Here is a 25,239-nt window from a genome sequence, read left to right as displayed (position 1 = left end):
CTCCGGTCCCTCGTGCGGCTCCGCCCGCGGTGCCATCATCGGGACATGACGCAGGCACCGCAGTCCGCCCGACCCGGCAGGCCCGCCCTCGACACGGTCCTCGAACGCTTCGAACGCTGTGCCCGGGACACCCCGGACGCCCGCGCCCTCCGCGCCGGACCGGACGGCCTCGCGTACGCGGAACTCGACGCGCGCGCCAACCGGCTGGCCCACCACCTCCTCGCGCGGGGCCTGCCCGACCGCCCCCTGGTGGCCGTCGCCACCACCCTCCGGCCCGACCTCCTCGTCGCCCTCCTCGCCGTCCTCAAGGCCGGCGGGACCTACGCCCTCCTCGACGCCGGGGACCCGCACGCGGCCGGGCGCCTGCTCGCCGGTCTGTCGCCGGACCTGCTGCTCACCCACACCGCCCACCACGCCCGCCTCGACCGGGGAGACGGCACGCGAACCCTGCTCCTGGACGCGGAGGCGGCCCGGATCGCCGAACGGCCCGGCCATCCGCCGGCCCGCCCCGCCCCGGATCCCGGATCCCCGCAGGACGCACCGGCCGCGGTCCTGTTCACCGGCTCGGCCTCGCCGCGGCCGGTCCGCGTCGGCCACGCGCTGCTGCTCGCCGCCCACGAGGGCTGGGCCGAGGTCGCCCGGCTCACCCCCGAGGACCGGCACCTGTTCACCTGCGGCCCCGACGTCACCGCCTTCGCCGCCGGCTGGACCCGGGCCCTGTGCTCCGGCGGGTCCCTCGTGCTGCCCCCGGACGACCCCTCCCGGGAGCCCGGGGACGTGCTGCGGACCGTCGCCGCCGAACGGGTCAGCGTGCTGCACACCGACCCGGCCGGCGCACTCGGCCTGCTGCCCGACCCCGACCGGTCGGCCGTCCCCGCGCAGTCCCGCCCCGCCACCGGCACCGGGCCGCTGCGGCTGGTCGCCGTCACCGGGGACCGGCTCCACCTCGACGACCACTGCGCCCTCCAGGCCGCGCTGCGCCCCGGCGCCCGCGTCCTGAACGTCTACGGCCACGCCGAGTGCGCGGGCAACGGCACCCGGTTCGAACTGCCGCAGCTGCCCCGCCCGCTCGACGACCCCGAGCGGCTCGCCCTGCTGGGCACCCCCTTCCCCGGCTGCGACGTCCACGTACGCGACGGGGAGATCCACCTCACCCCGCCCGGCGGCGGCGACGCGTTTCCCACCGGTGACCTCGGGCGCCTGCGCTCGGACGGACTGCTGGAATTCGGCGGCCGCATCCGTGACCGCTTCGACCTCGACGGCCGGCCCGTCGACCCCCACCCGCTGGAATCCGCGGTCCGCACCCACCCGCTCGTCGGCTCGGCCGTCGTGGTGGCCGTCACCGGCGGCAGGGGCGCACCACGGCTCGTCGCCTACGTCACCCCGCCCCACGGGGCGCCGCCCTGGCCCCCGGGCGGCGCCCTGCCGGAGGTCGAGGAACTCCGCGGCCACCTCGGGGACAAGGTGCCGGCCGGTCTGGTGCCGCGCGCCGTGATCCGCCTGCGCGCCCTGCCCCGCACCCGGGGCGGTCAGGAGGACCGGGCCCGCGTGCCGAAGCCGCCGCTCCTCCTCGCCCCGACCCCGTCCGGGTACGGGGCGCGCACGGGCACCGCCAAGTACTCCGCGGCGGGTACCGGTGACGGGTCGTCGGCGTGGGCCGTCGGCTGCGGGTCCCTCGCGACCGGTTTGGTCGCACTGATCCTCACGAACCTCCTGTGGCCCGGATCGACCGACCTCAGCGGCGTCCCCGCCCCCTGGGCCTTCTTCTTCGGACTGCTCTACCTGTTCGAGTGCCTGGCCTTCGGCCTCGGGGTGATGTTCCTGTTCAACGGCCGCCGGGGGATGCTCGCCCAGCGCCGCGGCCCGGCCCTGACCAAGGCCGCCCACCTCGCGATCGTGTACCTGCTGGTCTCCTGGTGGCCGCAGGACAACCTCTACCGGCTGGCGGCCAAACAGGACTGGGCGCGCCAGGCCGCCCTCGTCTACCTCTTCAACGTCCCCCTGATGGCAGCCGCCGCCGTCGTGGCCGTCTACGTCACCCGGAAACCGGCCGACCCCTTCGACTTCGACGACTGAACCCCCGCCGGGGTGAAGCCCTCGCCGACCGCGAGGGCCCGCGCCCGCACCAGCGCGTCGGCCGCGTCCAGCGCCCCGGCCTCGCGCGCGGCGACCAGCACCCCGAACCAGGGCGCCGGATCGAACGCCGCCGTCGGGACGGCCGGGACGAACACCGCGCCCAGCTCCGCGCATTCCCGCGCCAGGCCGGCACACAACTCCTCCAGCTGCGCGTCCGGCAGCCGGGCCCCCAGCCCCACCCGGTCGACGATCCGTACCAGGTGCCCCGCACCACGGAGCTGGTCGAGCCGCGCCGCCACCATGAAGGCGACCGACGGGCCGGTGAGCCGCAGGTTGGTCTCGGTCGGCGCCAGCCGGCCCGCCGCGTCGGCGACGAAGTCCACGTCGAACCAGCCCCGGTACCCGGAGCCGGCCAGCTCCCGGCCCACCGCCCGCCCGAACGTCAGCAGCGGCCCCTCCAGCCGCCCGGGCACCACACCGGGCCCGACCGTCGCGCCCCGGTAGGCGCCGTCGGCCACGTCCATCACCGCCGCGCCCACCTCGTGCACCCGGCCGGCGTCGTCCACGAACCCGTCGTAGGTGAGGTCCCGCGGCCCCGCGTCCGCTCCTGCCGGACCGGGTACGTACTCCTCCACCAGCAGCGGCCCCCGCGGCAGCCCGCGCAGCACCGCCCGGGGCCCGCCCGCCTCCCGCACCCGGGCGGGCGTCACCACCGTCGTGCCCGAACCCCCGACACCGTGCTCCGATTTGAGAACGGTGCTCTCGCCCGCCCGGGCCCGCGCCGCCAGCAGCCGCCGCGCCGTCCAGCGGTTTCCGGCCCGCCACTGCGTGGGCAGCACGATCCCCGGATGCCCTCCGCCCGCCAGGATCCGGCCGAACAGGGCGTGCGCCGCCGACTTGGACTCGTACCGCAGCTCCTCGGGCCGCCACGGCCGGCCAGCCAGCCGCGCGAACCCCGCCGTCCGCCCCCACGGGACGAGGGGCAGCCCCCGCCCGGTCACCCGCCGGGCGAGCACCGGCCGGGCCCGTACGGCCTCCGACAGGCCGGAACCCCGCTCGGCCAGGCCGTCGTACACCTCCACCTCCGGCCCCCAGTCCAACTGCCGGCCGACCAGGCGGACCCAGCCCGCCGGCACCGCCCGGGGCAGCACCAGCACCGCCGGGCAGGGGCTGTAGAAGGCGGCCAGGCAGGCGTAGTGGTGGGCGGCGCGCTGCCCCACGTCCAGCGACGGGTCACGGAACTGCGCGTTGAACTCGGCCACGTTGCCCACGTGCACGGCCGGCGCCCCGCCCGTCCAGGCCCGCGCCCAGCCCGGCAGCGGCACCGGAGCGACCTCGAAACGGACCAGACCGTCGGGGGAGCGGCCCGAGGGCACCGCGCCCATCGCCCGGTAGAAGCCCACCGCGTGCGGATCGGCGTCGACGAGCAGCCTGCGCACCCCGAGGGCGGCCGCCCGGCGCAGCGCGTCCCGGTACAGGAGCCGCCCGACGCCCCGGCCGATGGCGGCCGGCTCCACGAACAGCAGCCCGAGCCGCGCCCGCGGCCCCGGGCCCACCCCTTCGGGAACCACCTGCTCCGGTTCCTCCGGTTCCTCCGGATCTTCCAGGGACGCGAGGCCCAGCACCCGCCCGCGCTCGTCCTCCGCCACCACGATCCGCCGGGCCGCCACCTCCCCGCCGCCGATCCGCAACCCCGGTGCGCACGCGGCCAGGAACTCCGCGTCGTACCCCCAGTACGCCTTGGAACGCAGCACCAGCGCGGTCAGCTCCGGCGCCTCCCCGGCCCGCGCGGCCCTGACCTTTGCCATTTCCTGACCTCCCCATGGTCCACCGCCGGGCCGTGCGATAGATTCGGCCAGCCCACGGCAGGTACGCCACCCTTCCTACCCACCCCGGAGACAGGCTTCTCAATGAGCGACATCATCAACGGACTTGGCCGGACCAGCGCGTTCGGCGCCCTCGGCCTGGTGCTGCTGATCCTCGGCATCGTCCTGGTGGACGTGCTGACGCCCGGGAAGCTCCCGAAGCAGATCTGGGAGGAACGCAACCGCAACGCCGCCCTCCTGCTCAGCTCCGCGCTCCTCGGCATCGGCGGCATCGTCTTCACCTCCATCTGGACCACGTACGACGACTTCGGCAAGGGCCTGCTGTCCACCGCCGCGTTCGGCCTGCTCGGCCTGATCCTGATGGCGGTGGCCTTCCTGGTGCTGGACCTGGTCACCCCGGGCAAGCTCGGCGCCATCGTCGTCGACCCGGAGCCGCACCCGGCCGTCTGGGTCACGGCCTGCTGCAACCTCGCGGTCGCCGCCATCGTGGCGGCCTCCATCGCCTGACCCGGCGGCCGGGACGGCACCCGGCACCGCACCTGACGAGAGCGCCGCCCCCCACAGGGAGCGGCGCTCTCGCCGTCCACGGGGGCGCGGGCCCCCGCCGCCGTCCGGGCATCCCGGGCCGTGCGCCTACGCGAGGCCCAGGGCGAACACCGCGAACCCCGCCGCCAGCACCCCCGCCACGGCCTTGCGGGCCGGCGAAGCCCCCCGGCCGTCCGCGGGCGGCTCCTCGAACCGGCGCGCGTACCGGGCGATGACCACCAGCAGCACCGCGAACAGCGGCATCCACGCCAGCCGCGCGGCGATCCACCCCACGGTCACGGGCGCCGTCGTCAGACCGGCCACCCCGCCCACGAACGAAGCGGGCACGGCCGCCGCCAGCATGGCGCTCTGGTGCCAGCACAGGATCGTCATCGCGCACAGGTTGACCACCACCACCGGAGCCCACAGCAGCGGCCGGGCCAGCAGCCGCGCCAGCCGGTCCCGCAGCAGGATCGCGGCCCCCGACTGCGCCGAGGCCAGCGCCAGCACCAGCAACGACGGCGGGTGCGAGTTGGTGCGTGCCTCACCCGGCACCCCGACCATCGACGCCGGGTAGTGGAAGACCACCAGCAGGACGGCGAACAGCGCGGCCCCTCCCGCCAGCAGCAGCCACGCCCCGCGCCGTCCGATGCGCCGCTCGCCCCAGGACACGCCCAGCTGGTACGCGAACAGCCAGCCCGGCAGCACGTTCAGCACCGACAGCCAGGACGGCACCGCCTCGGCGAACGGCCCGTAGCGCAGGAAGTCCACCACCGCGACCGAACCGAGCAGCGGGGCCGCCGCCCACCCCCCGAGCCGGTGCGCGGCCCGCACGCAGTACGGGGTCAGCGCGGTCACGACGACGTACACCCCGACGAACCACAGGGGCTGGACCACCAGCGTGGCCCCGGTCCGCAAGGTGGCCTCAGGGACCCCCGCCGCGTACAGCAGGGGCGCGGCCAGCGCCCACACCGCCGTCACCCCGAGCACCGGCCGCCCCAGCCGGACGATCCGCCCCTTCAGCCAGGCACGGGTGGAACCCGGGCGCCGCCGGAAGGAGAGGACGGAGGCGTAGCCGCCGACGAGGAAGAAGACACCGAGCATCTGGAGCACCCAGCTCGCCGGGGCGAGCCCGCCGAACGACGCGAGGGGGCTCGCGTTGTGCAGTCCGCCCCCGGCGTCCACGGTGAAGCCGCCGAGCAGCCAGTGCCCGGTCGGCACCGCCAGCAGCGCGAGTGCGCGCAGCCCGTCGACGGCCCGGTCGCGGTGGGCGGGGGTCCGCCGGTCGATCCGTTCGGCCGCCCCGCGCAGGAGGGTCGCGTTCATCGGGACTCCCCCTTCGCGATCGTGGCGAAGGCGGCCAGGGAGCGCGTGCCCGGGGCGAAGTAGCCGGTGTGGCCCTGGACGTCGGCCGCGGGGACCCGGCGGGCACCGAAGGCGGGGGAGGCGGGGTCGGCGCCGTGGCCGATCCCGCCGACCTCGACGTTCGGAACGTCGGCGATCCAGTCGGACGGGCCGCGCGCGGCCCAGACGCGGGCGCCGGTGCGCAGGGCGCTGACGTGGCCGGCCCGCATCCCGGGCGACCCGAACACGACGATGTCGGAGGCGTCGGTGTGGCGGGCGGCCAGCCCGCACACCACCGAGCCGTAGCTGTGGCAGAACAGCACCGGGTCGGGGGCGCCGACCGCGTCCAGCCCGGCGGTGAACCGGGCCAGCCGGACCGCGCCGGCCTCGGCGAGCCGGCCGCCCGCCGCGTCCAGGCCGACCCCGACCGGCGTGGTGTAGCCGGTCCACGCGATGACGGCGCCCTGGCCGCCCGTCGCCGCCCGCAGGGACTTCGCCATGCCGGCCGGGCCGGTGGCCGGTGTGCGCGGGGCGTCGTGGGAGGTCGCGTCGTTGTCGGACCCCGGCACGATCACCGAGACGTGCGCCGCGTGCTCCAGGTCCCCGAACACCTCGGCGACCTGGCCCCGCCCCCGCGGGTCGAAGGCCAGGATCCGGCGGCCCTGAGCGGCGAGGGAGGCGTACCTGGCCTCGCCCGTGGCGATGACGGCCAACCGGTTGGCCTCGTACCGCAGGGGGAGGGGCGCCCCCTCCAGATTGCCGACCACCAGCGGGTGAGCGCGCAGGAGTTCCCGCCGGCGGGTCTCGTCCAGGCCGGCGAAGAACCGGGCGACCTCGGCCGGCGGGGCCGTCTGCGGGTCCGGCAGGGGGCGCCCCGCCGAGCTGTCGGCCCGCCAGGCGGCGGTGCCCGGAGGCGGCCCGGTGACCACGGCCTGGCTGTCCCCCGCGGCCCAGCCGGCGGTTCCCCCGACGACGGCCAGGGCCAGCGCGGCCGCCCCCATGGTCCTTGCGAAGCGGCGCATGCCCCTTCTCCTCTCCTCGTGACGAGGAGGAAGGTAAGAAGGAGGTACCCGGCGGCACGTCGCACCGGGGAGCCAACCCGGATGTCATACCCCGGTAGGGGGTGGAGGAGAGGAACCGCTCGCGGTCAGGCCGAGTCGCCGGGCCGCACCAGACCGGCCTCGTACGCGAAGATGACCGCCTGGGCACGGTCGCGCAGGTCCAGTTTGCCGAGCACGCGCCCGATGTGCGTCTTCACCGTCTGCTCCGCCAGCACCAGATGGGCGGCGATCTCCTGGTTCGACAGGCCGCGCGCGATGAGCTCCAGCACCTCGGTCTCACGCGGCGTCAGCCCGTTCAGGCGCAGCGCCGGGTCCTTGCGCGGGGCCGGCCGCTGCCGGACGAAGTCCGCGATCAGCCGCCGGGTCACCGAGGGGGCCAGCAGCGCCTCGCCCGAGGCGACCACCCGGACCGCAGCGATCAGATCCGCCGGCGGGGCGTCCTTCAGCAGGAACCCGGACGCTCCCGCGCGCAGCGCCTCGTAGACGTAGTCGTCGATGTCGAAGGTGGTCAGCATCAGCACCTTCGGCCGGTGCACCACCCCGGGCGGCGGATCGAGCAGCTCGCGGGCCGCCGAGAGCCCGTCGAGCTCGGGCATCCGTACGTCCATCAGCACCACGTCGGGGTGCACCGTGCGCGAGACCTGGACGCCCTGGCGCCCGTCGGCGGCCTCGCCCACCACGTCGATGTCGGCCTGCGCCGACAACAGCGCGGCGAACCCCGCCCGCACCATGGCCTGGTCGTCGACGATGATCACGCGGATGGTCAACTGCTGTCCTCGCTCGTCTCGTTCACGCCGGGTGCGTCCGCCCCGCCGTCCAGCGGCAGCCGGGCGGCCACCCGGAAGCCCCCGTCGGGCAGCGGCCCGGTGTCCAGCGTGCCGCCGGTCAACCGTACGCGCTCGCGCATCCCGACCAGACCGTGCCCCGTGCCCGAACCCTCCAGCTCCACCACGGTGTCCCGGGCCGGCCCGTTGACCACCAGCACCAGCACCTCCCCGGAGTCACGGGACACCGACACCCGGGTCCGCGCCCCCGGCGCGTGCCGCACCACGTTGGCGAGGGCCTCCTGGACGATCCGGTACGCCGACAGGTCCACCGCCGGCGGCACCCCCTCGCCCGCACCGGCGGCCAGCGACAGCTCCACCGGCTGCCCGGCCCGTACGGTCGCCTCCACCAGCTGCTGGAGCCTGCCGATCCCCGGCTGCGGGGCCCGCTCTCCGTCACCGCCGGCCGCGCCGCCCGCACCGTCACCGCGCAGCACCGTCAGCAACCGCCGCATCTCGCCCAGCGATTCGCGCGCACTGGCGGCGATCGCCTCGAACTCCTCGCGCACCGGCTCCGCCATGCCGGGCAGCCGGTACGGCGCGGAATCGGCCTGCACGGTGATCACCGACATGTGGTGGGCCACCACGTCGTGCAACTCCCGCGCGATCCGCGCCCGTTCCTCCAGCAGCGTCCGCCGGGCCCGCTCCGCCTCGCTGATGCTCTCCTGCTCGGCGATCCGCTGCTGCGCGTCACCCAGCCCGCGCAGCGCCCCGGTCAGCGCCAGCAGGGCTCCGGCCAGCACGAACAGCAGGGCGGCGGTGTTGGTCACCCCGTCCGGGTCGAAGAAGCCGAGCACGACCCCGGCCGCACCCGTCACCAGCCACACCTGGACCAGCGTCCGGATGGACTCGCGCAGCCCCAGGCAGACCATCAGCGCCAGGTAACCCACCACCACCATCGGCGGCCACGGCCACGCGTGCCCGGCCACCCGGTCGGCGCCGATGAGCAGCACGGCACCGGCCACGTCGGCGGCGAGCACGATGCCCCACGCCGCCATCGGCCGGGTCACCGCCAGCAGCAGCGGCACGGTCTGCGCCACGCCCAGCGCCCCCGCCCAGCCGCCGGCCAGCGCGTAGTCGTTGACCAGTACGGCGATCGTCACCGGTATCAGCGTCACCACGAACACGCCGACGACCAGGTACGGCAACATCCGCTGCCAGCGCGAGGGCGCCCGCGCGAACAGCGGCTCGCCCGCCCGGGCGGGCGTGCGCAGCACCAGCGACAGCTGGGCCAGCGCACCGGGCTTCCGGCGGCCGGTACGGGCACGGCCGGGGACGCGGCCGCCCTCGGCGCCACGGTCACGGGAACGGACTCTGAGGCTCATGATCGGCCCAGCCTATGCGCCGGGGGCCCGCGACGGCCCGCGTCGTCCCCTGTTGCAGACTGTCGCCTTGTGAACGCCGACACGCCGGACGCACCGGCCCTCGCCCTCGCCACCTTCGGACTGCTCGCCGCCTGGGCGGTGCACGACCTGGAGGAAGTCGCCACCATGGCCCGCTGGTCCCGGACCCGGGTACCGGTCCTGCGCGCCCGCCATCCCGGCGTCCCCGACCGCGTGTGGCGCGCCGTCACCGATGTCGACGGCCGGGAGTTCGCCACCGCCGTCGCCGTCATGGGCGCCGTCGTCGCGGCCGCCGCCGCCGACGGCCACCGCACGGGCGGACGCTCCGCCTTCTACCAGTGCGCCCTCGACGGCTTCGGCCTCCACGGCCTGGTCCACCTCGCCCAGGCCGCCGCGGCCCGCGGCTACACCCCCGGCGCGGCGACCTCCCCGCTCGTGGTCGTCCCCTTCACCCTCTGGGCCCGGGGCCGGCTGCGTCGCGCCGGGGTACTGCGTCCCACCCGGGTACGGGACCTGGCGCTCGGCCTCGGCCTCGCCGCCGCGGCCACCGCCGGGTCGCACGCCGTCGCACGCCGCCTCCGGGGGAAGTGACGGCCCGGGTCCTCGTTCCCCCGGCGGGCCCCGCTCGTTGACCGGGCATGGAGCTGCTGCCGACCATCGCGGCGCCGGGCGTCGGTGAACGGGCCGACGCCGCGGCCGATGCCGCCTGTCACCTCTACGACGCCGTCGTGCCGTGGGGCGACGGCGAACCCGGCGGGTGGAGCCGTACCGCCGCGGAGGACGCCGCCGAGACGATCGAGACCACCGCGCACGCCCTCGCCCTCATCCACCCCCGCGCGGAGGTCATCCTCGCGCCGGTGCACGCCGCCCTCGCCGACCTGCGCCGCCAGCTCGCCCTCGCCCCGGCCGACCCGCTGACCGCCGGGGACGGTGTCCCGGCCACCCCGCGCACGGTGGGCAACCCGCGCCGCACCCGCTGGGTGCGGGTGCTCACCCCACCCGCGCCCCGGCGACCGCAGCCTGGTACAGCTTCCTGATCTGCGCGCCGAAGTAGGCGCTGTAGGAGGTGTCGGGGTGGGTCCCGCCGGTCTTCCAGCCGCCGATGACGCCGACCACGTCACCGGTGCCGGTGCGCTGGTCGTAGCGGGTGAGGAACGGGCCGCCGCTGGTGCCGCCCGGATAGCCGGTGCAGGCGATCCGCAGGAACGAGCCGGGGATCTTCGCGTCCCGGCTGGTGAACTTCGTCGTCCGGTTGAAGCACACGCGCGGGCGTGCCGCCGACGACGGGTAGCCGATCAGCGTCACCCGCGCGTGCGCGAAGGTGGCCCCGGTGACGAGGCGGTTCCCGCCGACGGCGGTCTCCACGGCCGTCCGCCGCGCGTTCGGGCCGACCTGGGCGAAGGCGGCGTCCAGGGTGGCGGCGCGGTCGGCCCCCTCGCGGCGGTAGCGGGGGTCGATCCACATCTTCGGGCGCCCGGCGGCGTCCCGCAGCACGGGGAACATGCCGTACGGCTGCGGCTTCGCCTTGGTGTAGCGCGGTACGAAGGCCACCTGCCGGGAGTCCGGACCGAGCAGGCAGTGCGCCGCGCTGAGCACCAGGTTGCGGCCGGGGGAGGAGACCACGCTGGCGGTGCAGAAGTACGCGCCGCCGCCCTTCATGACGAACATCCGCCCGACGGCCGGGCTCCCGTCGAAGTCCTTGCCGACACCGGCCCGTGCGGACGCGGGGATCGGCGCGGCGACGGGCTTCGGCGTGGGCTTCGGGACCGGCCGCACGGGACGCGGGGCGGGCGCGGGAACGGTGTCGGCGGGTGCGGGCACCGGTGCGGGGACGGGCGTCGGCAGCGCCGGCCCGGTCGGGGTGACGGGGGCCGACGGGGTCGCGGGAGCGCCGGGGAGGACGGGCACGTCCGGAGCCGCCGGAGCGGGGCTGCCGGCCGGGGACGGCGGAGCCGCGGGGGCGCCGGTGGCCGCGGGGACGCCGGTGCCGGCCTCCGGGACAGCCGGCGCGGGGCCGGGCGGGGCCGGTTCACCCGCCGGAGCCGGTGTGGACGCCGGGGCGGCCGGTTCCTGCGGCCCGGCGTTCCCGGCCACCGGTGGCTCCGCCCCGGGAGCCGGTACGGGAGCCGGTCCGGCCGGGACGTCGGCCGCCGGAACCTGCCCGGCCGGCGCCTGCCCGGTCGCGGCCTGTCCCGACTCCGGAACCTGCCCCGCCGGAGTTCCCGCCGCCGGGTCCTGCCCCACCGGGGCCTCTTCGGCCGGAACGGGGGCTGCCGGAGCCGGAGTTCCCGCCGCCGGGTCCGCGGCCCCCGGGGCCGCGCCCGCCGGACCCGGGCCCGCCGGGGTTCCGGCCGTCAGGCCGTCCGGCGCGGAGGTGTCCGGAGCCGCCGGCTCCGGCGCGGCCGAGCCGGCCGGAGGATCGGCGGGCGGGTCGGGTACCGGGAGGGCGGAGGCCATCCGTTCCGCCGTCCAGAACGCGGCGGCCTCGCGCGCGGACCACTGTCCGGCGGCCGCCTCCGCGCTCGCCGTCCCGGCGGCGGGCAGCGGCCCGCCGGGCAGCAGCAGTGCGGCCGTGGCCGCCACCGCCGTCAACATACGTCGCATGCCCTGCTCCTGTTCGTGACGGATCAGACGGCCTGGGGGAAACGGAACAGCCGGCCGGGGTCGTAGGACCGCCGGACCTCCTCCAGGCGGGGGAGGTTCGGCCCGTAGTACGCCTCCCGCCAGCCCGTCAGCTTCGGGTCGGCGTAGTTCTGGTAGGCACGGCCGCCCGCCCACGGGCGCAGGTCCTGCCACAGCCGGTCGAGCCAGCCCTGGTGCCGGGCGACCTCGGCGGCGGTCGCGGAATCGGGCCAGTAGACGAGGTACTGGGCGAGGAAGGCGCTGTCGCGGTGGACGAAGGCGGTCGCGGCGGCCGGTACCCGGTTCACGGCCCCGCCGCACACCCCGTCGAGCTGGATCACCCCGCGCCCGCCGGGCGGTACGGCCCGCTCGTACCGCCGGACCGCGTCCAGCACCGCGCGCACCGCGCCGTCGGTCAGTCCGGGCGCGTTCCAGAAGTCGGAGCGGGCCGCGTAGGAGTCCCGGCCCAGGCGGCCGCGCGGGTCCCGGCCGGGCAGGGTGCCCGGCAGCCGGCACTGTGCCTCGGTCCGCTCCTGGCAGCCGGCCATCGCCCGCAGGGTGTCCCCGTGGCTCCGTACGACGACCCGGCTGTCGCGCGGCTCCCGCCCCACCAGGCCGGCGAGCCGGGTGAGCTGCCGCTCCAGCTCGGCACGTCCGTCGAGGCAGACGACCCGTACGGCCGGAACGGACGCGGTACCCGGTTCCAGGGTGAACTCGACCTGGCTCCAGAACGGATCCGGGAGCTCGCCCAGCCAGCGCTGCCATCCGCCCAGCACGGACGGGGAATCGGAGGCGGGCCAGTGCAGTTCGGCGGTGGCGGCGTCACCGACCGGATGGGTGCGGAACCGGAACTCGGTGACGACCCCGAAGTTGCCGCCGCCGCCCCCGCGAAGGGCCCAGTACAGCGACGGGTCGGTTCCGGCGTCGGTCTCCCGCACCACCCCGTCGGGGGTCACCACCCGGGCGCCGAGGAGCCGGTCGGAGGTGGTTCCGTGGGCGCGGGAGGACAGGCCCAGCCCGCCGCCCAGGGTCAGGCCGGCGATGCCGACGGAGGGGCACAGCCCGGCCGGGACGCCCAGGCCCCGCGCGGCGAGGACCGCGTTCACCTCGGCGAGGCGGGCGCCCGCGCCGATCCGGGCCTCGGTCCCGCCGACCGTGATCCGGGCCATCGCCCCCACGTCGACCACGAGCCCGGCGGCCGCGGTGGACCACCCCGGGTAACTGTGGCCGCCGCCGCGGGGCACCACCGGTACGGCGGCGCGGCGGGCGAAGTCCAGGCAGACGGCGACGTCACCGGCGTGCGCGGGGTAGGCCACGGCCGCCGGTGCGACGGAGTCGTAGCGGGGCTGGAACAGCTGCCGGGCCTCGGCGTAGTCCCCGTCACCCGGAAGGATCAGCCGGCCGTCCATCGCCCGCGCCAGCGCCCCGAAGTCGGGGGCCCGGCCGGCGGCCCCGGCGGTGGCCAGGACGGCGGCGGCAGTGCCCGCCAGGACCCGGCGGCGTGGGAGGGTCATCCCCCCTTCCTGCCACCGCGCGGCCCGAACGCGGAGAAGGCGGGCCCGCCCGCACCCTATTGTCGCCCGAACGGCTTATCGCACCGCGCACCCGTACGAGCCCCGGGCCCTGCGCCCCCGCTCCGAGGCCCTCCGGCGGGCCACGCGCTCCGGGGTCAGCCCGCCGGGGGCTTGCGGGCCAGGAGGAAGGCCTGTGGGGAGCCTTCGTCGGAGGTGGGCTCGCGGGTCAGGCGGGCCGTTTCCGGCAGGCCGGCCCCGGTCAGCAGGTCGGCGATCAGGGCGGGCGGGGTCCGGTGGACGTCGAGGTCGACCGGATGGCCGTAGGCATGCTCCAGCCGGCGCCGCCCCTCCCCGGCCTCGAAGGCCACCAGCGCGTAGCCGCCCGGCGCCAGGACCCGCGCGAACTCCGCGAAGACGGCCGGGAGTTCCCCGGGTGGGGCGTGAACGGTCGAGTTCCAGGCCACGACCCCGCCCAGTACTCCGTCTGCCACGTCCAGCGCGGCCATCGAGCCCACCTCGAACCGCAGCCCCGGATGGCTGCGCCGGGCCACCGCCACCATCGCGGGGGACAGGTCCACCCCGAACGTCCGTACGCCGAGCCCGTCCAGGTGCGCCGTCACCCGGCCCGGGCCGCAGCCCAGGTCGGCGACCGCCCCGCCCCCGCCACCACCGCGCACGCATTCGGCGAACGCGGCCAGCATCGCCCGGTCCAGCGGCCTGGCCGCCATGGCCGGCCCGGCCAGCCGGGCGCAGTCGACGGCGACGGCGTCGTAGGACGCCCGTACGGAATGGAGGTACGAGGTCTCTGTCATGCCCTGAACGTAGCCCGCCCGGCCCCGCGACTCACCCCCGATCAGCCTCCGCCCGGCGGCTGCGGAAGCCGCGCCCACTGGTCCCCGGCCACGCCCGGACTCAGTCGCATCAGGGTGAGCGCCTTCACCGGCAGCGGCCTGGCGCGCAGGGCCCCGGTGTCGGCGGTGGGCGCGACCCCGTCGAGCGCAGCCGCGAGGTCCTCCCCGAAGGCCGCCCCGGAACCCGCCGTCGAGGCGAGTGCCCCGGCGACCAGCGACCCGAACAGCTTGCGCCGCAGCACCCCCTCGTCGTCCGTGACGAGCCGGCCCGACAGGGGCGGTACCGGCAGCCCGTGCCGGGCCAGGCGCGCCGGGCTGATCCGGATGTCGGCGAGGTCCCGGTAGACCAGGCGCAGCGGGTCACCGGTGGGGGAGAGGACCACGAGGAGGTTCTGGCCGTGGCCCTCCAGGGCCACCCCGAGGTCGAGGACCCGCAGGCACACCGAGAGCGCGAGGCGGGCGAAACCGGCCCGCCACGCGGCGGAACGGGCCAGGGGGGTGCCCGCGAGCGCCGCCACCGGCACGACCCGCTCCCCGGGGCCGGCGTAGGCCTCCGGAGGTTCGCGGAGCACCGCCGCCAGGTCCGGGCTGTGCGCGGTGGCCGCGCCCAGGGTGCGGGTGATGTGGAGCCGGCCGTCGAGCCGCTCGGTCAGGGCGTGGGCGAATGCCGAGACCACGGCCGCTGTCTCGATGGAGTAGCCGGAGATGTCCCGTACGGAGGAGGTCAGCCGGGTGCTCAGCGCCGTCTTCACGTGGGCGCCGCCGTCCGCCGGGGCGAGCGTGCGCAGCGCCATCAGCGGATGCGCCGCGATCCCGCCCGCACCGCCGGCCGGCGCGGCGCCCTCGCCCTTCAGCACGTGCGCTGCCTGCCACGGGTGGACCGGGACCAGGATCCGGCCGCCGTCCCGCAGTTCCTGCGGCCACTCCCCGGTCACCAGGCACTCCTCGGCCCGGACGGGGAGCAGCCCGAGCTCGACCAGCGGCCCGTGCTCGGGGGCGTACGCCAGCTGTTCGGCCACCGAGAAGCCGGGCCGGGAGCGGCAGTTGGGGTGGTAGGGATGCCCGTCGACCACCCGCTGTTCCCACTCCCAGGTGCTCGTCGGGTCCGCCCGCGGTCCCGCCGGCTGCCCGGCCCGGGACAGCGCGAGGGAGGCCGTGCTGTCGTCCAGCTCGGCGGCGAAGGCGGCGCCGTGCGGTACGTCCAGTGCCGTGACGAGCCGTGCGGCCTGCCGGTGGACGCGCCCGTCGAGGCGCACCTCGCTCACGTAGGCCGCGGTCGCGTACGGGTCCGCGGGCGGCCCCTCCAGCCGGCGGCCCCCCGTCAGACGCAGCGTCAGCGAGTCCGGGCCGTGTTCCCGGTGCAGCACCCACGGCAGCGGCTCGAAGGCCAGGGCCCGCCACAGCCGGGTGAGCACCGCCGCCCGCGCCCCGTCCAGCGCGGCCTCGTACGCCGGCCCGAGGGCGGGGCGTACGCCGGCCAGCGCGGCGGCGACGCCCTCCTCGGCGGGTGAGGCAGGGTGGCCGGGAGGGGCGACGGCATCCGGCCGGGTGGACGGTTCCGACGGGGCGGACGATCCCGACGGGTCCGGTGAGCCGGGTGGGTCGGGGAGGTGCGTGCTGCGGTCCAGGGTCCCGTTCCTTTCGGATCGCTTTGCCTGATGATCATGTCATCATCGCCGATACTGAAGATCACGGCCGATGACCCGCGCGCGGGTCGCCGGCGCTCCGGATGGACCGAATGGAACCAGTGGACCTCAACGCCGCCGCCGACGCATACGCCGCCACTCCGCTCCTGAACTGCCTGTTGCGGGAAGCGGCCGACGCGGAGGGCGGGCAGGTGCACCGGCTGCGCGGCAGCGGCCGCCGGCTCCGGGTGCGCGGCGGGCGCCGGCCCACCGACCCGGAACTGGCCACCGAGAACGGCTGGCATCCGCTCACCCACGCGGAACTGGTCAAGCTGACCTCCGAGGAACTGCTCCGGTACACCGGCGTCCCCAACGACGAGCTCCCCGGCGAGATCACCGACAGCCGCGACACCGTCGCCGCGCTGCTGGCCGCGCGGGCCCTCGCCGAGCCGCCGCAGGACCCGTACCTCCGGTCGGAACAGGCCCTGGTGATGGGCCATCCGCACCACCCCGCCCCCAAGGCCCGCGGCGGGGCCCCCGCCTCGGGCTGGCTGCCGTACGCCCCCGAGGCCCGCGCGAGCTTCCCGCTGGTCCTGCTCGGGCTGCGCGAGGACCAGGCCGTCGAGGAGGGCGGCCCGGCGGCGTCCGACGCGGTCGACGCGCTCGGGGAGCTCCTGGGCGGACCGCGTCCGCCCGCCGGCTACCGGTCGCTGCCGGCGCACCCCTGGCAGCTGGACCTGGTCGCCGGACGCCCGGGCGTGCGCGAGGCCTTCGCCGACGGGCGCCTGCTGCGGCTCGGACCGACCCGGCTCCCGGTGTGGCCCACCGCCTCGATCCGGACCGTGTACGCGCCGGACCCGGAGGCCGACCTGTTCGCGAAGTTCAGCCTCGACGTGCGGATCACCAACGACGTGCGCCGGCTGTGGCGGCACGACCTGCTCAGGCTGCGGCGCGTCGACGCCGCCGTGGAGGCCGGGTTCGCCGGACTGCGGACGCGTACGGGATCGAACGCGGTCTGGCTCCGGGACCTGGGGTACCGCACGGCCTCGTTCGCCTTCGAGGAACTCGCCGTCCTGGTCCGCGACGGTTTGCGCGCGGCCGTGGTCCCGGGCGCGACGCCGCTGCTGGCCGCCGCACTGGCGGAGGGCTTCCCCTGCGGCGCGCCGGCGGGCGCCGTCGCGCCGGAGGCGTGGTGGCGTGCCTATCTGCGCCATGTCGTGCCTCCCGTGCTGGACCTGTTCGCCCGGCACGGGATCGTGCTGGAGGCCCACCTCCAGAACTGCCTCGTCGCCGTCGACGGCCGGGGCATGCCGGTGCAGGCCCTCTTCCGCGACGCGGAGGGGGTGAAACTCCCCGGGGACGTGCCGCGGGAGGACGCCTGGCAGCGGCTGGTGTACTGCCTCGTCGTCAACCACCTCGCGGAGATCGCGGGGATCCTGGCCGAGCGTCATCCGCAGTGCGCCGGGTCGGTGTGGCCGGCGGTCCGCGAGGAGTTCCTGCGCTACGACGCCGCGTACGGGCTCCCGGAGATCGCCGGACTCCTCACCGCCGCCGGGCTTCCGGCCAAGACGAACCTGCTGTTGCGGTGGACCCGGGCGGACGGCGCCGACGCGCGCTACCTGCCGTTGCCCAACCCCCTGCGCGGCTGAGGGGGCGCGGCTCCCGGAGTGGGGATTCGGCCAAGGTGGCGCCGGTCGGGGCCACACCCGTACCGAAAGGTATAGACCAATGCTACGTTGGTCGGGCAGACCGCGCAGTCCTTGACCACCCGTCAGAGGAGAAGCCATGCCCTCCCCCTCGCGGGGCGGCGGCCCGGCCGCCACGCCCAAGTACCAGCGGATCGCCGCAGCGTTGCGGGACGAACTCGACCGCACCGACCCCGCCTCCGGGGGCGCCCGGCTGCCCTCCGAACGCAGTCTGGCCGCCCGCTACGGCGTCAACCGGCAGACCGTACGCGCCGCCCTCCAGGAACTGCGCGCCGACGGGCTGATCGTCACCGGCCGGCGGGGTACCCGGGCCGCGTCCGCCGCGTCCGCCGCTTCCGGCGTGACGGCCGCGACCGGCGTGACGGCCGCGCCGCCGCGCCGCAGGCCGGAACCGGCCGCGCGGCCGGCGGCGTACACGGTGCGGGCGACGTACGCGCCGGGCCGCGCGGCGGGCCCGCCGCCCCCGTCCTCCCGCACCCGGCTCACCCTGGTCACGGTGCCGCCCTCGCTCGCCGCGCTGCTCGGCATGAGCGGCGGCGAGCGCACCCTGGTCCACCACCACCGCACCTACGGCCCCTCCGGGGAGACGCTCCAGCACGCGGTGACCCACCTCTGCCCGCGCACCGTCGCCCGGACCCCCGAACTGGCCGGCTACCTCGACCGGGAGGGCGCAGCCCGCGACGAGGACCTGAGGCCGCTGCACCGCTGGCTGGAGCGGGCCGCCGCGCACGGCCGGGCGGCGGAGACCATCACCATGACGCGCACCAGCCGGCCGGCGGACACGGCCGCCTCCTGCGGACTGTCCGTGCGCCGTACCCTGCACGACGCCTCGGGCCGGCTCATCGCCGTCACCGACCTGTCCTTCCCCACCTGGGACCGGCTCACCTTCCACCGCGACCCCGAGGCCATCGGCTTCCGCGTCACCTGAGCCGTGCGCCGCCCGGTGAGCCCGAAGGGGCCCGCCGGCCGGCGCTGAGGTCCGGTGCGGGATCCCCCTCGGGGGCGTCCGGTGCGACGGCGTCGGGTGCGGCCTCGTCCAGCTCCGGCAGATCGAGCTCCTCGGACCCGGAACCCCCCGCGGGCGGTTCCGGGACGCCCGGTGCGGAAGGCGCCCCGGTGAGCAGGGCGAGCAGGCCGGCCACCTGGACGCCGGCCTCGGCGGGGTGCTTGAAGACGGCGCCCGGGGAGATCTCGTAGCGGTTGCGCCGGCCGTCGCGGACGCGCCGGAGGTACCCGTCCGACTCCAGGTCGGCGACGATCGTCTGCACCGTCCGCTCGGTCAGTACGCACGTCACGGCGACATCCCTCAGACGCACGGCCGGGTCCCGGGCGATCGTCACCAGAACGCGGGCGTGATTCGTTAGGAATGTCCAGTTTTGTCGACGTGTCATGCTCCCCATGGAGTCATGATGCGCCACTTGATTCATGTGATGCAAGACGCGAAACCGGTTTCCGGTATTTCTTGACGTACGAGCGGAAGGAGGCCAACATCTACGGCAGTCAAGGTCCCGCGCCGCAAGCCGACCAGCCCAAGGAGCGAACCCCATGCCGGTACCCGCCCCCATCGCCCACATCACCGACACCGACGCCGCCAGTGCCGCCGTCCTGCCCGGCCCCCGCCGGAGCGCCGAGGCCGCCGCCCGCAGTGCGGGCCTGCCCCGGATCGACGAGCCCCGGGAAGTCGCCCCGTCGGACGCGAGGGAGCTGTCGAAGGCCTTCTTCAAGCGGCTCCGCGAACTTTCCGAGGGCACTCCGGAGTACCAGTACGTCCGCAACACGCTCATCGAGATGAACGCCTCACTCGTCCAGTACGCCGTCCGGCGATTCCGGAGCCGCGGTGAGAACGGGGACATAGAGGACATCGTGCAGGTCGGTACGATCGGCCTCATCAAGGCCATCGACCGTTTCGACCCGGCCCGCGAGAACGAGTTCTCCACCCTCGCCATGCCGTACATCACAGGCGAGATCAAGCGGCACTTCCGCGACACCAGCTGGGCCGTCCGCGTCCCGCGCCGGCTCCAGGAGCTGCGCATCGACATCGCCAAGGCGAAGGAGGAGCTGACGGTCCGGCTGGACCGCTCGCCGACCGTCGCCGACCTCGCCGCCCACCTCGACCTCACGCACGAGGAGGTCGTCGAGGGGCTCGTGGCCGCCAACGGGCACACCAGCGGCTCCCTCGACGCCCCCCACACCGAGCACGGCGACGGGCCCACCGAGGGCCACACCCTCGCCGACGTCATGGGCGAGGAAGAGCCCGCGATGGAGCTCGTCGAGGACATCCAGACCCTGGCCCCGCTGCTCGAACAGCTCACCGACCGCGAGCGCCGCATGCTGCAGATGCGCTTCGGGGAAGAGCTCACCCAGGCCCAGATCGGCACCGCCCTCGGCATCTCCCAGATGCAGGTCTCCCGGCTGCTGACCCGGCTCCTCGCCCACCTGCGGACCTCGATGCTGGAGGATCCCGAAACGGCGGCGCACCCCGCCGTCGCGGGCCGGTCCTGAACCCGCCCTCGCGGATTCGAACCCCCGCGCGGGGCGTGAGCTGGATCACCTCCCCGTTTGCCCCGCATTCGCCGGGGCAAACGCGCGGCTGGAGCGGAACCTCGTCCTCCGGCCTACGGGCCGGAGGACGAGGCGCGCGCGGGCCGATCCCGCACCGCTCCCCGTCCCGCCGGACCCATCGGCGGGCCGGATCCGGTACGACCCCCGAGGTGCATGTGTCCACGCTCCAGGCCGAACACGTCTACAAGCTGTTCGGGAGACACCCCGACGAGACCGCGGCGGCGGTCGGCGCCCTCGCACGCGGCGCCAGCCGCGACGAGCTGCGCGCCGAAGGAACGACGGCGGCTGTGATCGACGCCACCTTCAGCGTCGAGCCCGGCCAGATCTTCGTCGTCATGGGCCTGTCGGGATCCGGCAAGTCCACGCTGCTGCGCATGCTCAACGGACTGCTGGAGCCCACCGCCGGCCGCATCCTCTTCGACGGCGAGGACCTCACCGCCCTCACCCCGCGTGAGCTGCGCCACGTACGCTCCACCAAGATCAGCATGGTCTTCCAGCACTTCGCGCTGTTCCCGCACCGCGACGTCCTGGCCAACGCCGCCTACGGACTGGAGGTCCAGGGCGTCCCCCGGGCCGAGCGCGAACGGCGCGCCGCCGAGGCGCTGGCGCTGTGCGGGCTCGGCGGCTGGGAGACGTCCTGGCCCGACGAGCTCTCCGGGGGCATGCAGCAGCGCGTGGGCCTGGCCCGCGCCCTGGCCACCGACGCCGACCTGCTCCTGATGGACGAGTCCTTCAGCGCGCTCGATCCGCTGATCCGCCGCGACATGCAGGACCAGCTCCTCGAACTCCAGAAGCGGCTGAAGAAGACCATCGTCTTCATCACGCACGACCTGAACGAGGCCATGCGCCTCGGCGACGGGATCGCCGTCATGCGCGACGGCCGCATCGTCCAGCAGGGCACGGCGGAGGACATCCTCACCCGACCCGCCGACGAGTACGTCGCCTCCTTCATCCAGGACGTCGACCGCTCCCGCGTGCTCACCGCCGACGCCGTCATGGACGAGGCCCCCGCCGACGCGGACGCCTGCGACTGCCCGACCGTCAGCGCCGGCACCTCGCTCGCCGACCTCTGCGCCGTCAGCGCCCGCGTCCCGCACCCCGTAGCCGTCACCGGCGAGGACGGCGCCGTCCTCGGCACCGTCCCCCAGGACCGCCTCGTCGCCTTCATGGGTGACGAACAACGGCCCCCGCTGGCCTGCACGGAGGTGGCCGCCTGATGCCCCGCCTGAACCTCGGAGCCTGGGTCGACAGCGGAGTCGACGTCCTCCAGCGCCACCTGTCCTGGCTGTTCGACGCGATCAGCTCGCTCGTCACCGGCCTCTACGACGGCATCGACGCCGTCCTGTCCGCCCCCGCCCCGCTGCTCTTCGCGGGCATCCTCGCCGTCGCCGCCTGGTGGCTGCGCGGACTCCTCGCGGGCGTGCTCGCCTTCGCCGGCTTCGCGCTCGTCGACTCCCTGGGGCTGTGGGAGGACGCGATGTCCACCCTGTCCCTGGTCCTCGTCGCCACCCTGGTCACGCTGGCCTTCGCGGTCCCGCTCGGCATCTGGGCCTCCCGCTCCGACCGGGTCAGCGCCGTCCTGCGGCCCGTGCTCGACTTCATGCAGACCATGCCCGCCATGGTCTACCTGATCCCGGGCATCATCTTCTTCGGCGTGGGCGTCGTCCCCGGCATCATCGCGACCATCATCTTCTCGCTGCCGCCGGGCGTACGGATGACCGAGCTCGGCATCCGCCAGGTCGACACGGAACTCGTCGAAGCCGCCGACGCCTTCGGCACCACCCCGCGCGACACGCTCGTACGGGTCCAGCTCCCGCTGGCCCTGCCCACGATCATGGCCGGCGTCAACCAGGTCATCATGCTCGGCCTGTCCATGGTCGTCATCGCCGGCATGGTCGGCGGCGGCGGCCTCGGCGGCGCCGTCTACCGGGCCATCGGCAACGTCGACATCGGCCTCGGCTTCGAGGCGGGCCTGTCCATCGTCATCCTCGCCATGTACCTCGACCGGATGACCGGCGCCCTCGGCCGTCAGGTGTCCCCCCTCGGCCGGCGCGCGCTCGCCCGTGCCCGGGCCGCCGCGAGCGGCGCCGCCAAGGTGTGGAACCACCGCCCGCAGCCGGCCTACGCCGTCACCGCCGCCGTGGTCCTCGCCCTCGTCGCCGGCGGCCTGAACACCTTCGGCGGCTCCGCCTCCGACGAGGGACCGGCCGGCGCCGCCGACATCGGCAAGGGCCGCACCGTCTCCCTCGGCTACATCCCGTGGGACGAGGGCATCGCCTCCACCTTCCTCTGGAAGGAACTGCTGGAGCGGCGCGGCTTCAAGGTCGACGCCCGCCAGCTGGAGGCCGGCGCCCTGTACACCGGCCTCGCCGGCGGCCAGATCGACTTCCAGACCGACGCCTGGCTGCCCGTCACCCACGCCCAGTACATGGAGAAGTACGGCAACAAGCTGGAGGACCTCGGCTCCTGGTACGGCCCCACCTCGCTGGAGCTGTCCGTCCCCTCGTACGTGAAGGACGTCCGCTCCCTCGCCGACCTCAAGGGCAAGTCCGCGCAGTTCAAGGGCCGCATCATCGGCATCGAACCCAGCGCCGGCGCCATGGGGATCCTCAAGGACAAGGTCCTCAAGGAGTACGGCCTGGAAGGCGAGTACGAGGTCGTCGACGGCTCCACCCCCGGCATGCTCGCCGAACTCAAGCGGGCCTACGACAAGAAGGAACCCGTCGTGGCCGTCCTGTGGTCCCCGCACTGGGCCTACTCGTCCTACGAGCTGACCAAGCTGGAGGACCCGAAGGGCGTCTGGGGCAAGGGCGACGGCATCCACACCCTCGCCCGCAAGGGCTTCGCCGCCGACGAGCCCGAGGTGGCGAAGTGGCTGCGCTCCTTCAAGCTCACCGAGGAGCAGCTCACCGGCCTGGAGGCGAAGATCCAGGAGACCGGCAAGGGCAAGGAACAGCAGGCGGTCCGCGCCTGGCTGGCCGACCACCCGGAGATCGCCGCACTGAAGTGAGCCCGGGGCGCCGGTGCGCGGCGGACCGTACGAGGTCTCCGCGCGCCGGCGCCCCCGTGCGCCCGGCCGCCGTCCTCAGCCGACGGGTACGCGCTCCGGGTCCGCGGCGGGCTGCGCGTGCGGGGCGGCGGCGGGCCGGGGCACCAGCGGCCACCAGGTCGCCCGGCCCAGCAGCGCGGTCAGGGCGGGCACCAGCACGACCGACAGGACGAACGCGGACAGCAGGATCCCCACCGCCGTCGCGAAGCCGATCTGCTGCGTACCGGGATGGGGGCTCACCGCCAGGCTCCCGAAGGAGGCGGCCAGCACCAGACCCGCCGTCGCGATGGCCGGCGCCGTGTGCCGGACGGCGCGGGCCACCGCCGCACGGGCGGAACCGGGCTTCCCCATCTCCTCCCGGATCCGGTCGCCGATCAGGATGTTGTAGTCCGTACCGAGCGCCACCACGAACAGGAACAGCACCAGCGGCAGGGTGAAGTCGACACCCGGCCGCCCCAGCCCGTGCTGGAACACCAGCGCCGAAGCACCCAGCGTGGCCGCGAAGCCCAGCCCGACGGCGATCATCAGCACCACCGGCGCGAGCAGGCTCCGCAGCAGCACCAGCAGGATGATCCCGATCAGAGCGGCCGCCACCGGGAAGATCACCTTGAGGTCCTCGTCCACCGCCACCGCGATGTCGGCGAACACCGCGGCGGTACCCCCGACATGCGCCCCGGTCCCGGCCGGCGCCTTCGCCCGCACCGTCTCCCGGACCGGACCCGCCACCAGGGCACGGGCCTCCGGCCGGCCCGACTCGACGGTCAGCGACAGGTCGATCCGCGCGGCCCGCCGGTCCTCGCTCAGCACGGTCGGGGCGACCCGCCCCACCCCCGGCACCCCGCCGAGCGCCCCCGCCAGCCCTGACAGCCGCTCGGCGCTCAGCGGGGCGCCGTCCTGCGAGATGACGAACACACCGGTCGGGTCGGAGACCCCGGCGGGCAGGGAACGGGCGATCTCCCGCGCCGTGTCCACGGCGGCCGTACGTTCCCCGGCCGCGCCGCCCTGCCCGTAGTCCATGCGGATCCCGGCCAGGCCCGCGGACAGGGCCCCGAGCAGCGCCACCGAGGCGAGCACCAGCACCAGCGGGCGCCGGGCCACCAGCCCGCCCAGGGATCCGGCCGTACCGGCGCGCGGCTCGCGCTTGAGGGAGCGCGAGGGCCAGAACATGCCCCGGCCGGTGACGGCGAGCAGCGCGGGCATCAGGGTCAGGCTGCCCAGCAGCATCACCAGCACGGACACCGCGATCGCCGGGCCCAGCACCCGGAACTGGCCGAAGGAGGCGATCCCGAGCGTGGCGAACGCGGCCACGATCGTCAGCGCCGCCGAGGTGACCGCGGTGCCCACGCGGCCCGCCACCTCCCGGGCCGCCTCCCGGCCCGACTGCTCCGGGTGCGTCCGCAGCCGTTCGCGGAAACGGAACAGCAGGAAGAGGAAGTAGTCGATGCCGATGCCCACCAGCACCACGTTGACGAGTCCGGGCGTGGACGGGGCGAGCCGGATGCCGGTCAGCATGGAGGCCCCGACTACCACCCCCGTCGCCGCGCCGCCGACGATCGCCACCGCCACGAGCGGCAGCAGGGCGGCCGCCAGGCTGCGGAACACGAGCACGTGCAGCAGCACGATCAGACCCGTCATCACCGCGCCGACGACCGTCGCGCGAGTCTTCTCGGCATCGGCCGCGTCCACGGTGCTCGCCGGGCCGCCGGTGAACCCGGTCCGCAGGCCCGCCTCACCGAAGGCCTCGCGGGTGTGGTCGCGGAAGGCCCGGTAGGTGTCCTGCACCCCCGGGTCCTCCGGGTTGCCCTTCAGTTCCACGGACTGGAGCCGGAAGGCGCGGTCCGGGGCCGTCATGCTCCCGCCGAACGAGGGCACCTGCGAATGGTCCTGCGCCCCGGGCATGGTGTCCTTGGTGACGGGCATGACGATCCGCTGCCGGGACAGCCGCGCGGTCACCTCGTCCGCCCGCCGCTCGTCGTCGGCGGACAGAGCGGCCCCGTCGGTCCGCGCCACCAGCACCGTCAGCGGGTTGGAGTCCGGCCGCACCCCGAAGCTCTCCTCGGCGATCCTCAGCGCGGCGGCGGAATCGTAGCGCGCGGGAAGGAAGTCGCCGTTTCCCGTCTGGATCGCGCGGTAGACGAACATCTGGCCCAGGATGGTCAGGGCGATGCCCAGCACCGCCCACAGGGCGATCACCTTCCACGGATTTCTCGTCGAGCATCCCGTCAGGGCGCGGATCACTGGTCTCCTCCGGTCTGTGCGGTCCCGCCGGACGGACCCGCCGGGACCCCTCCAGACCATCAGTGACCAGGGC

Annotated in this window: 19 protein-coding genes and 1 pseudogene; 9 read left to right on the top strand and 11 right to left on the bottom strand. The window is 75.5% G+C overall.

Annotated features, from left to right (window positions below; translation table 11 throughout):
• Positions 1-45: 45 nt before the first annotated feature.
• Entirely contained in the window at positions 46-2,076 is a 2,031-nt protein-coding gene (locus ABZZ17_RS04755) for an AMP-binding protein (protein ID WP_356871988.1), read from the top strand.
• On the opposite strand, the gene ABZZ17_RS04750 is transcribed toward ABZZ17_RS04755, so the two are convergent.
• Complete coding sequence (locus ABZZ17_RS04750; RefSeq protein WP_356871986.1) at positions 2,031-3,884, bottom strand: GNAT family N-acetyltransferase; 1,854 nt, start codon at positions 3,882-3,884, stop codon at positions 2,031-2,033. The genes ABZZ17_RS04755 and ABZZ17_RS04750 overlap by 46 nt on opposite strands.
• Before the next feature lie 102 nt (positions 3,885-3,986).
• On the opposite strand from ABZZ17_RS04750, the gene ABZZ17_RS04745 reads away from it, so the two are divergent.
• A complete protein-coding gene (locus ABZZ17_RS04745; protein ID WP_356871984.1) occupies positions 3,987-4,409 on the top strand; it encodes a DUF350 domain-containing protein in 423 nt (140 codons plus the stop codon).
• Positions 4,410-4,535: 126 nt separating this feature from the next.
• On the opposite strand, the gene ABZZ17_RS04740 is transcribed toward ABZZ17_RS04745, so the two are convergent.
• The 4 genes from ABZZ17_RS04740 to ABZZ17_RS04725 form a co-directional block, all read right to left on the bottom strand.
• On the bottom strand, positions 4,536-5,753 hold the full coding sequence (locus tag ABZZ17_RS04740; RefSeq protein ID WP_356871982.1) for an acyltransferase: 1,218 nt from the start codon (positions 5,751-5,753) through the stop codon (positions 4,536-4,538).
• Positions 5,750-6,793, bottom strand: a complete 1,044-nt coding sequence (locus tag ABZZ17_RS04735) for an alpha/beta hydrolase (protein ID WP_356871980.1) — start codon at positions 6,791-6,793, stop codon at positions 5,750-5,752. The genes ABZZ17_RS04740 and ABZZ17_RS04735 overlap by 4 nt, the downstream gene beginning before the upstream one ends.
• A 125-nt stretch (positions 6,794-6,918) precedes the next feature.
• Positions 6,919-7,599 carry a response regulator transcription factor gene (locus ABZZ17_RS04730; protein WP_356871978.1) on the bottom strand — a complete coding sequence of 227 codons (681 nt, stop codon included), beginning with the start codon at positions 7,597-7,599 and terminating at the stop codon, positions 6,919-6,921.
• Positions 7,596-8,981 carry a sensor histidine kinase gene (locus ABZZ17_RS04725; RefSeq protein ID WP_356871976.1) on the bottom strand — a complete coding sequence of 462 codons (1,386 nt, stop codon included), beginning with the start codon at positions 8,979-8,981 and terminating at the stop codon, positions 7,596-7,598. The genes ABZZ17_RS04730 and ABZZ17_RS04725 overlap by 4 nt, the downstream gene beginning before the upstream one ends.
• A gap of 69 nt (positions 8,982-9,050) precedes the next feature.
• On the opposite strand from ABZZ17_RS04725, the gene ABZZ17_RS04720 reads away from it, so the two are divergent.
• Positions 9,051-9,590 (top strand): HXXEE domain-containing protein, encoded by a 540-nt coding sequence (locus tag ABZZ17_RS04720; protein ID WP_356871974.1) that lies wholly within the window; start codon positions 9,051-9,053, stop codon positions 9,588-9,590.
• 47 nt (positions 9,591-9,637) lie between these two features.
• Positions 9,638-10,036, top strand: a complete 399-nt coding sequence (locus ABZZ17_RS04715) for a hypothetical protein (protein ID WP_356871972.1) — start codon at positions 9,638-9,640, stop codon at positions 10,034-10,036.
• On the opposite strand, the gene ABZZ17_RS04710 is transcribed toward ABZZ17_RS04715, so the two are convergent.
• The 4 genes from ABZZ17_RS04710 to ABZZ17_RS04695 all read right to left on the bottom strand — a co-directional run bounded on the left by ABZZ17_RS04710 (position 9,990) and on the right by ABZZ17_RS04695 (position 15,467).
• Positions 9,990-11,603: a trypsin-like peptidase domain-containing protein gene (locus ABZZ17_RS04710; protein ID WP_356871970.1), complete on the bottom strand. Its 1,614-nt coding sequence runs from the start codon at positions 11,601-11,603 to the stop codon at positions 9,990-9,992. The two genes, ABZZ17_RS04715 and ABZZ17_RS04710, sit on opposite strands and share 47 nt — an antisense overlap.
• Before the next feature lie 23 nt (positions 11,604-11,626).
• Positions 11,627-13,135 carry an FAD-binding oxidoreductase gene (locus ABZZ17_RS04705; protein WP_356871968.1) on the bottom strand — a complete coding sequence of 503 codons (1,509 nt, stop codon included), beginning with the start codon at positions 13,133-13,135 and terminating at the stop codon, positions 11,627-11,629.
• 155 nt (positions 13,136-13,290) lie between these two features.
• On the bottom strand, positions 13,291-13,947 hold the full coding sequence (locus ABZZ17_RS04700) for a class I SAM-dependent methyltransferase (protein WP_356871966.1): 657 nt from the start codon (positions 13,945-13,947) through the stop codon (positions 13,291-13,293).
• A 41-nt stretch (positions 13,948-13,988) separates the two neighbouring features.
• On the bottom strand, positions 13,989-15,467 hold the full coding sequence (locus ABZZ17_RS04695) for an IucA/IucC family protein (RefSeq protein WP_356872036.1): 1,479 nt from the start codon (positions 15,465-15,467) through the stop codon (positions 13,989-13,991).
• A gap of 248 nt (positions 15,468-15,715) precedes the next feature.
• Between ABZZ17_RS04695 and ABZZ17_RS04690 the strand changes: the two genes are divergently transcribed.
• Positions 15,716-17,260 carry an IucA/IucC family protein gene (locus tag ABZZ17_RS04690; RefSeq protein ID WP_356871964.1) on the top strand — a complete coding sequence of 515 codons (1,545 nt, stop codon included), beginning with the start codon at positions 15,716-15,718 and terminating at the stop codon, positions 17,258-17,260.
• Between the two features lie 136 nt (positions 17,261-17,396).
• Entirely contained in the window at positions 17,397-18,245 is an 849-nt protein-coding gene (locus tag ABZZ17_RS04685; protein WP_356871962.1) for a GntR family transcriptional regulator, read from the top strand.
• A gap of 190 nt (positions 18,246-18,435) precedes the next feature.
• Here the strand turns inward: ABZZ17_RS04685 and ABZZ17_RS04680 are convergent.
• Positions 18,436-18,717, bottom strand: a pseudogene (locus tag ABZZ17_RS04680) (MarR family transcriptional regulator); the annotation flags it as partial.
• Positions 18,718-18,862: 145 nt separating this feature from the next.
• Here ABZZ17_RS04680 and ABZZ17_RS04675 point away from each other — a divergent pair.
• The 3 genes from ABZZ17_RS04675 (at position 18,863) to ABZZ17_RS04665 (ending at position 22,889) form a co-directional block, all read left to right on the top strand.
• Positions 18,863-19,819 carry a SigB/SigF/SigG family RNA polymerase sigma factor gene (locus ABZZ17_RS04675; protein ID WP_356871960.1) on the top strand — a complete coding sequence of 319 codons (957 nt, stop codon included), beginning with the start codon at positions 18,863-18,865 and terminating at the stop codon, positions 19,817-19,819.
• Positions 19,820-20,034: 215 nt separating this feature from the next.
• On the top strand, positions 20,035-21,096 hold the full coding sequence (locus ABZZ17_RS04670; RefSeq protein ID WP_356872034.1) for a betaine/proline/choline family ABC transporter ATP-binding protein: 1,062 nt from the start codon (positions 20,035-20,037) through the stop codon (positions 21,094-21,096).
• A complete protein-coding gene (locus ABZZ17_RS04665; RefSeq protein WP_356871957.1) occupies positions 21,096-22,889 on the top strand; it encodes an ABC transporter permease/substrate binding protein in 1,794 nt (597 codons plus the stop codon). The genes ABZZ17_RS04670 and ABZZ17_RS04665 overlap by 1 nt, the downstream gene beginning before the upstream one ends.
• 75 nt (positions 22,890-22,964) lie before the next feature.
• On the opposite strand, the gene ABZZ17_RS04660 is transcribed toward ABZZ17_RS04665, so the two are convergent.
• Positions 22,965-25,166: an MMPL family transporter gene (locus ABZZ17_RS04660; protein ID WP_356871955.1), complete on the bottom strand. Its 2,202-nt coding sequence runs from the start codon at positions 25,164-25,166 to the stop codon at positions 22,965-22,967.
• Positions 25,167-25,239 lie beyond the last annotated feature (73 nt).

The sequence above is a fragment of the Streptomyces sp. NPDC006512 genome (assembly GCF_040611935.1).
Taxonomy (GTDB): Bacteria; Actinomycetota; Actinomycetes; order Streptomycetales; family Streptomycetaceae; genus Streptomyces.
The sequence above is the reverse complement of the archived record's forward strand: the minus strand, read 5'-3'. Positions and strand labels throughout refer to the sequence as shown.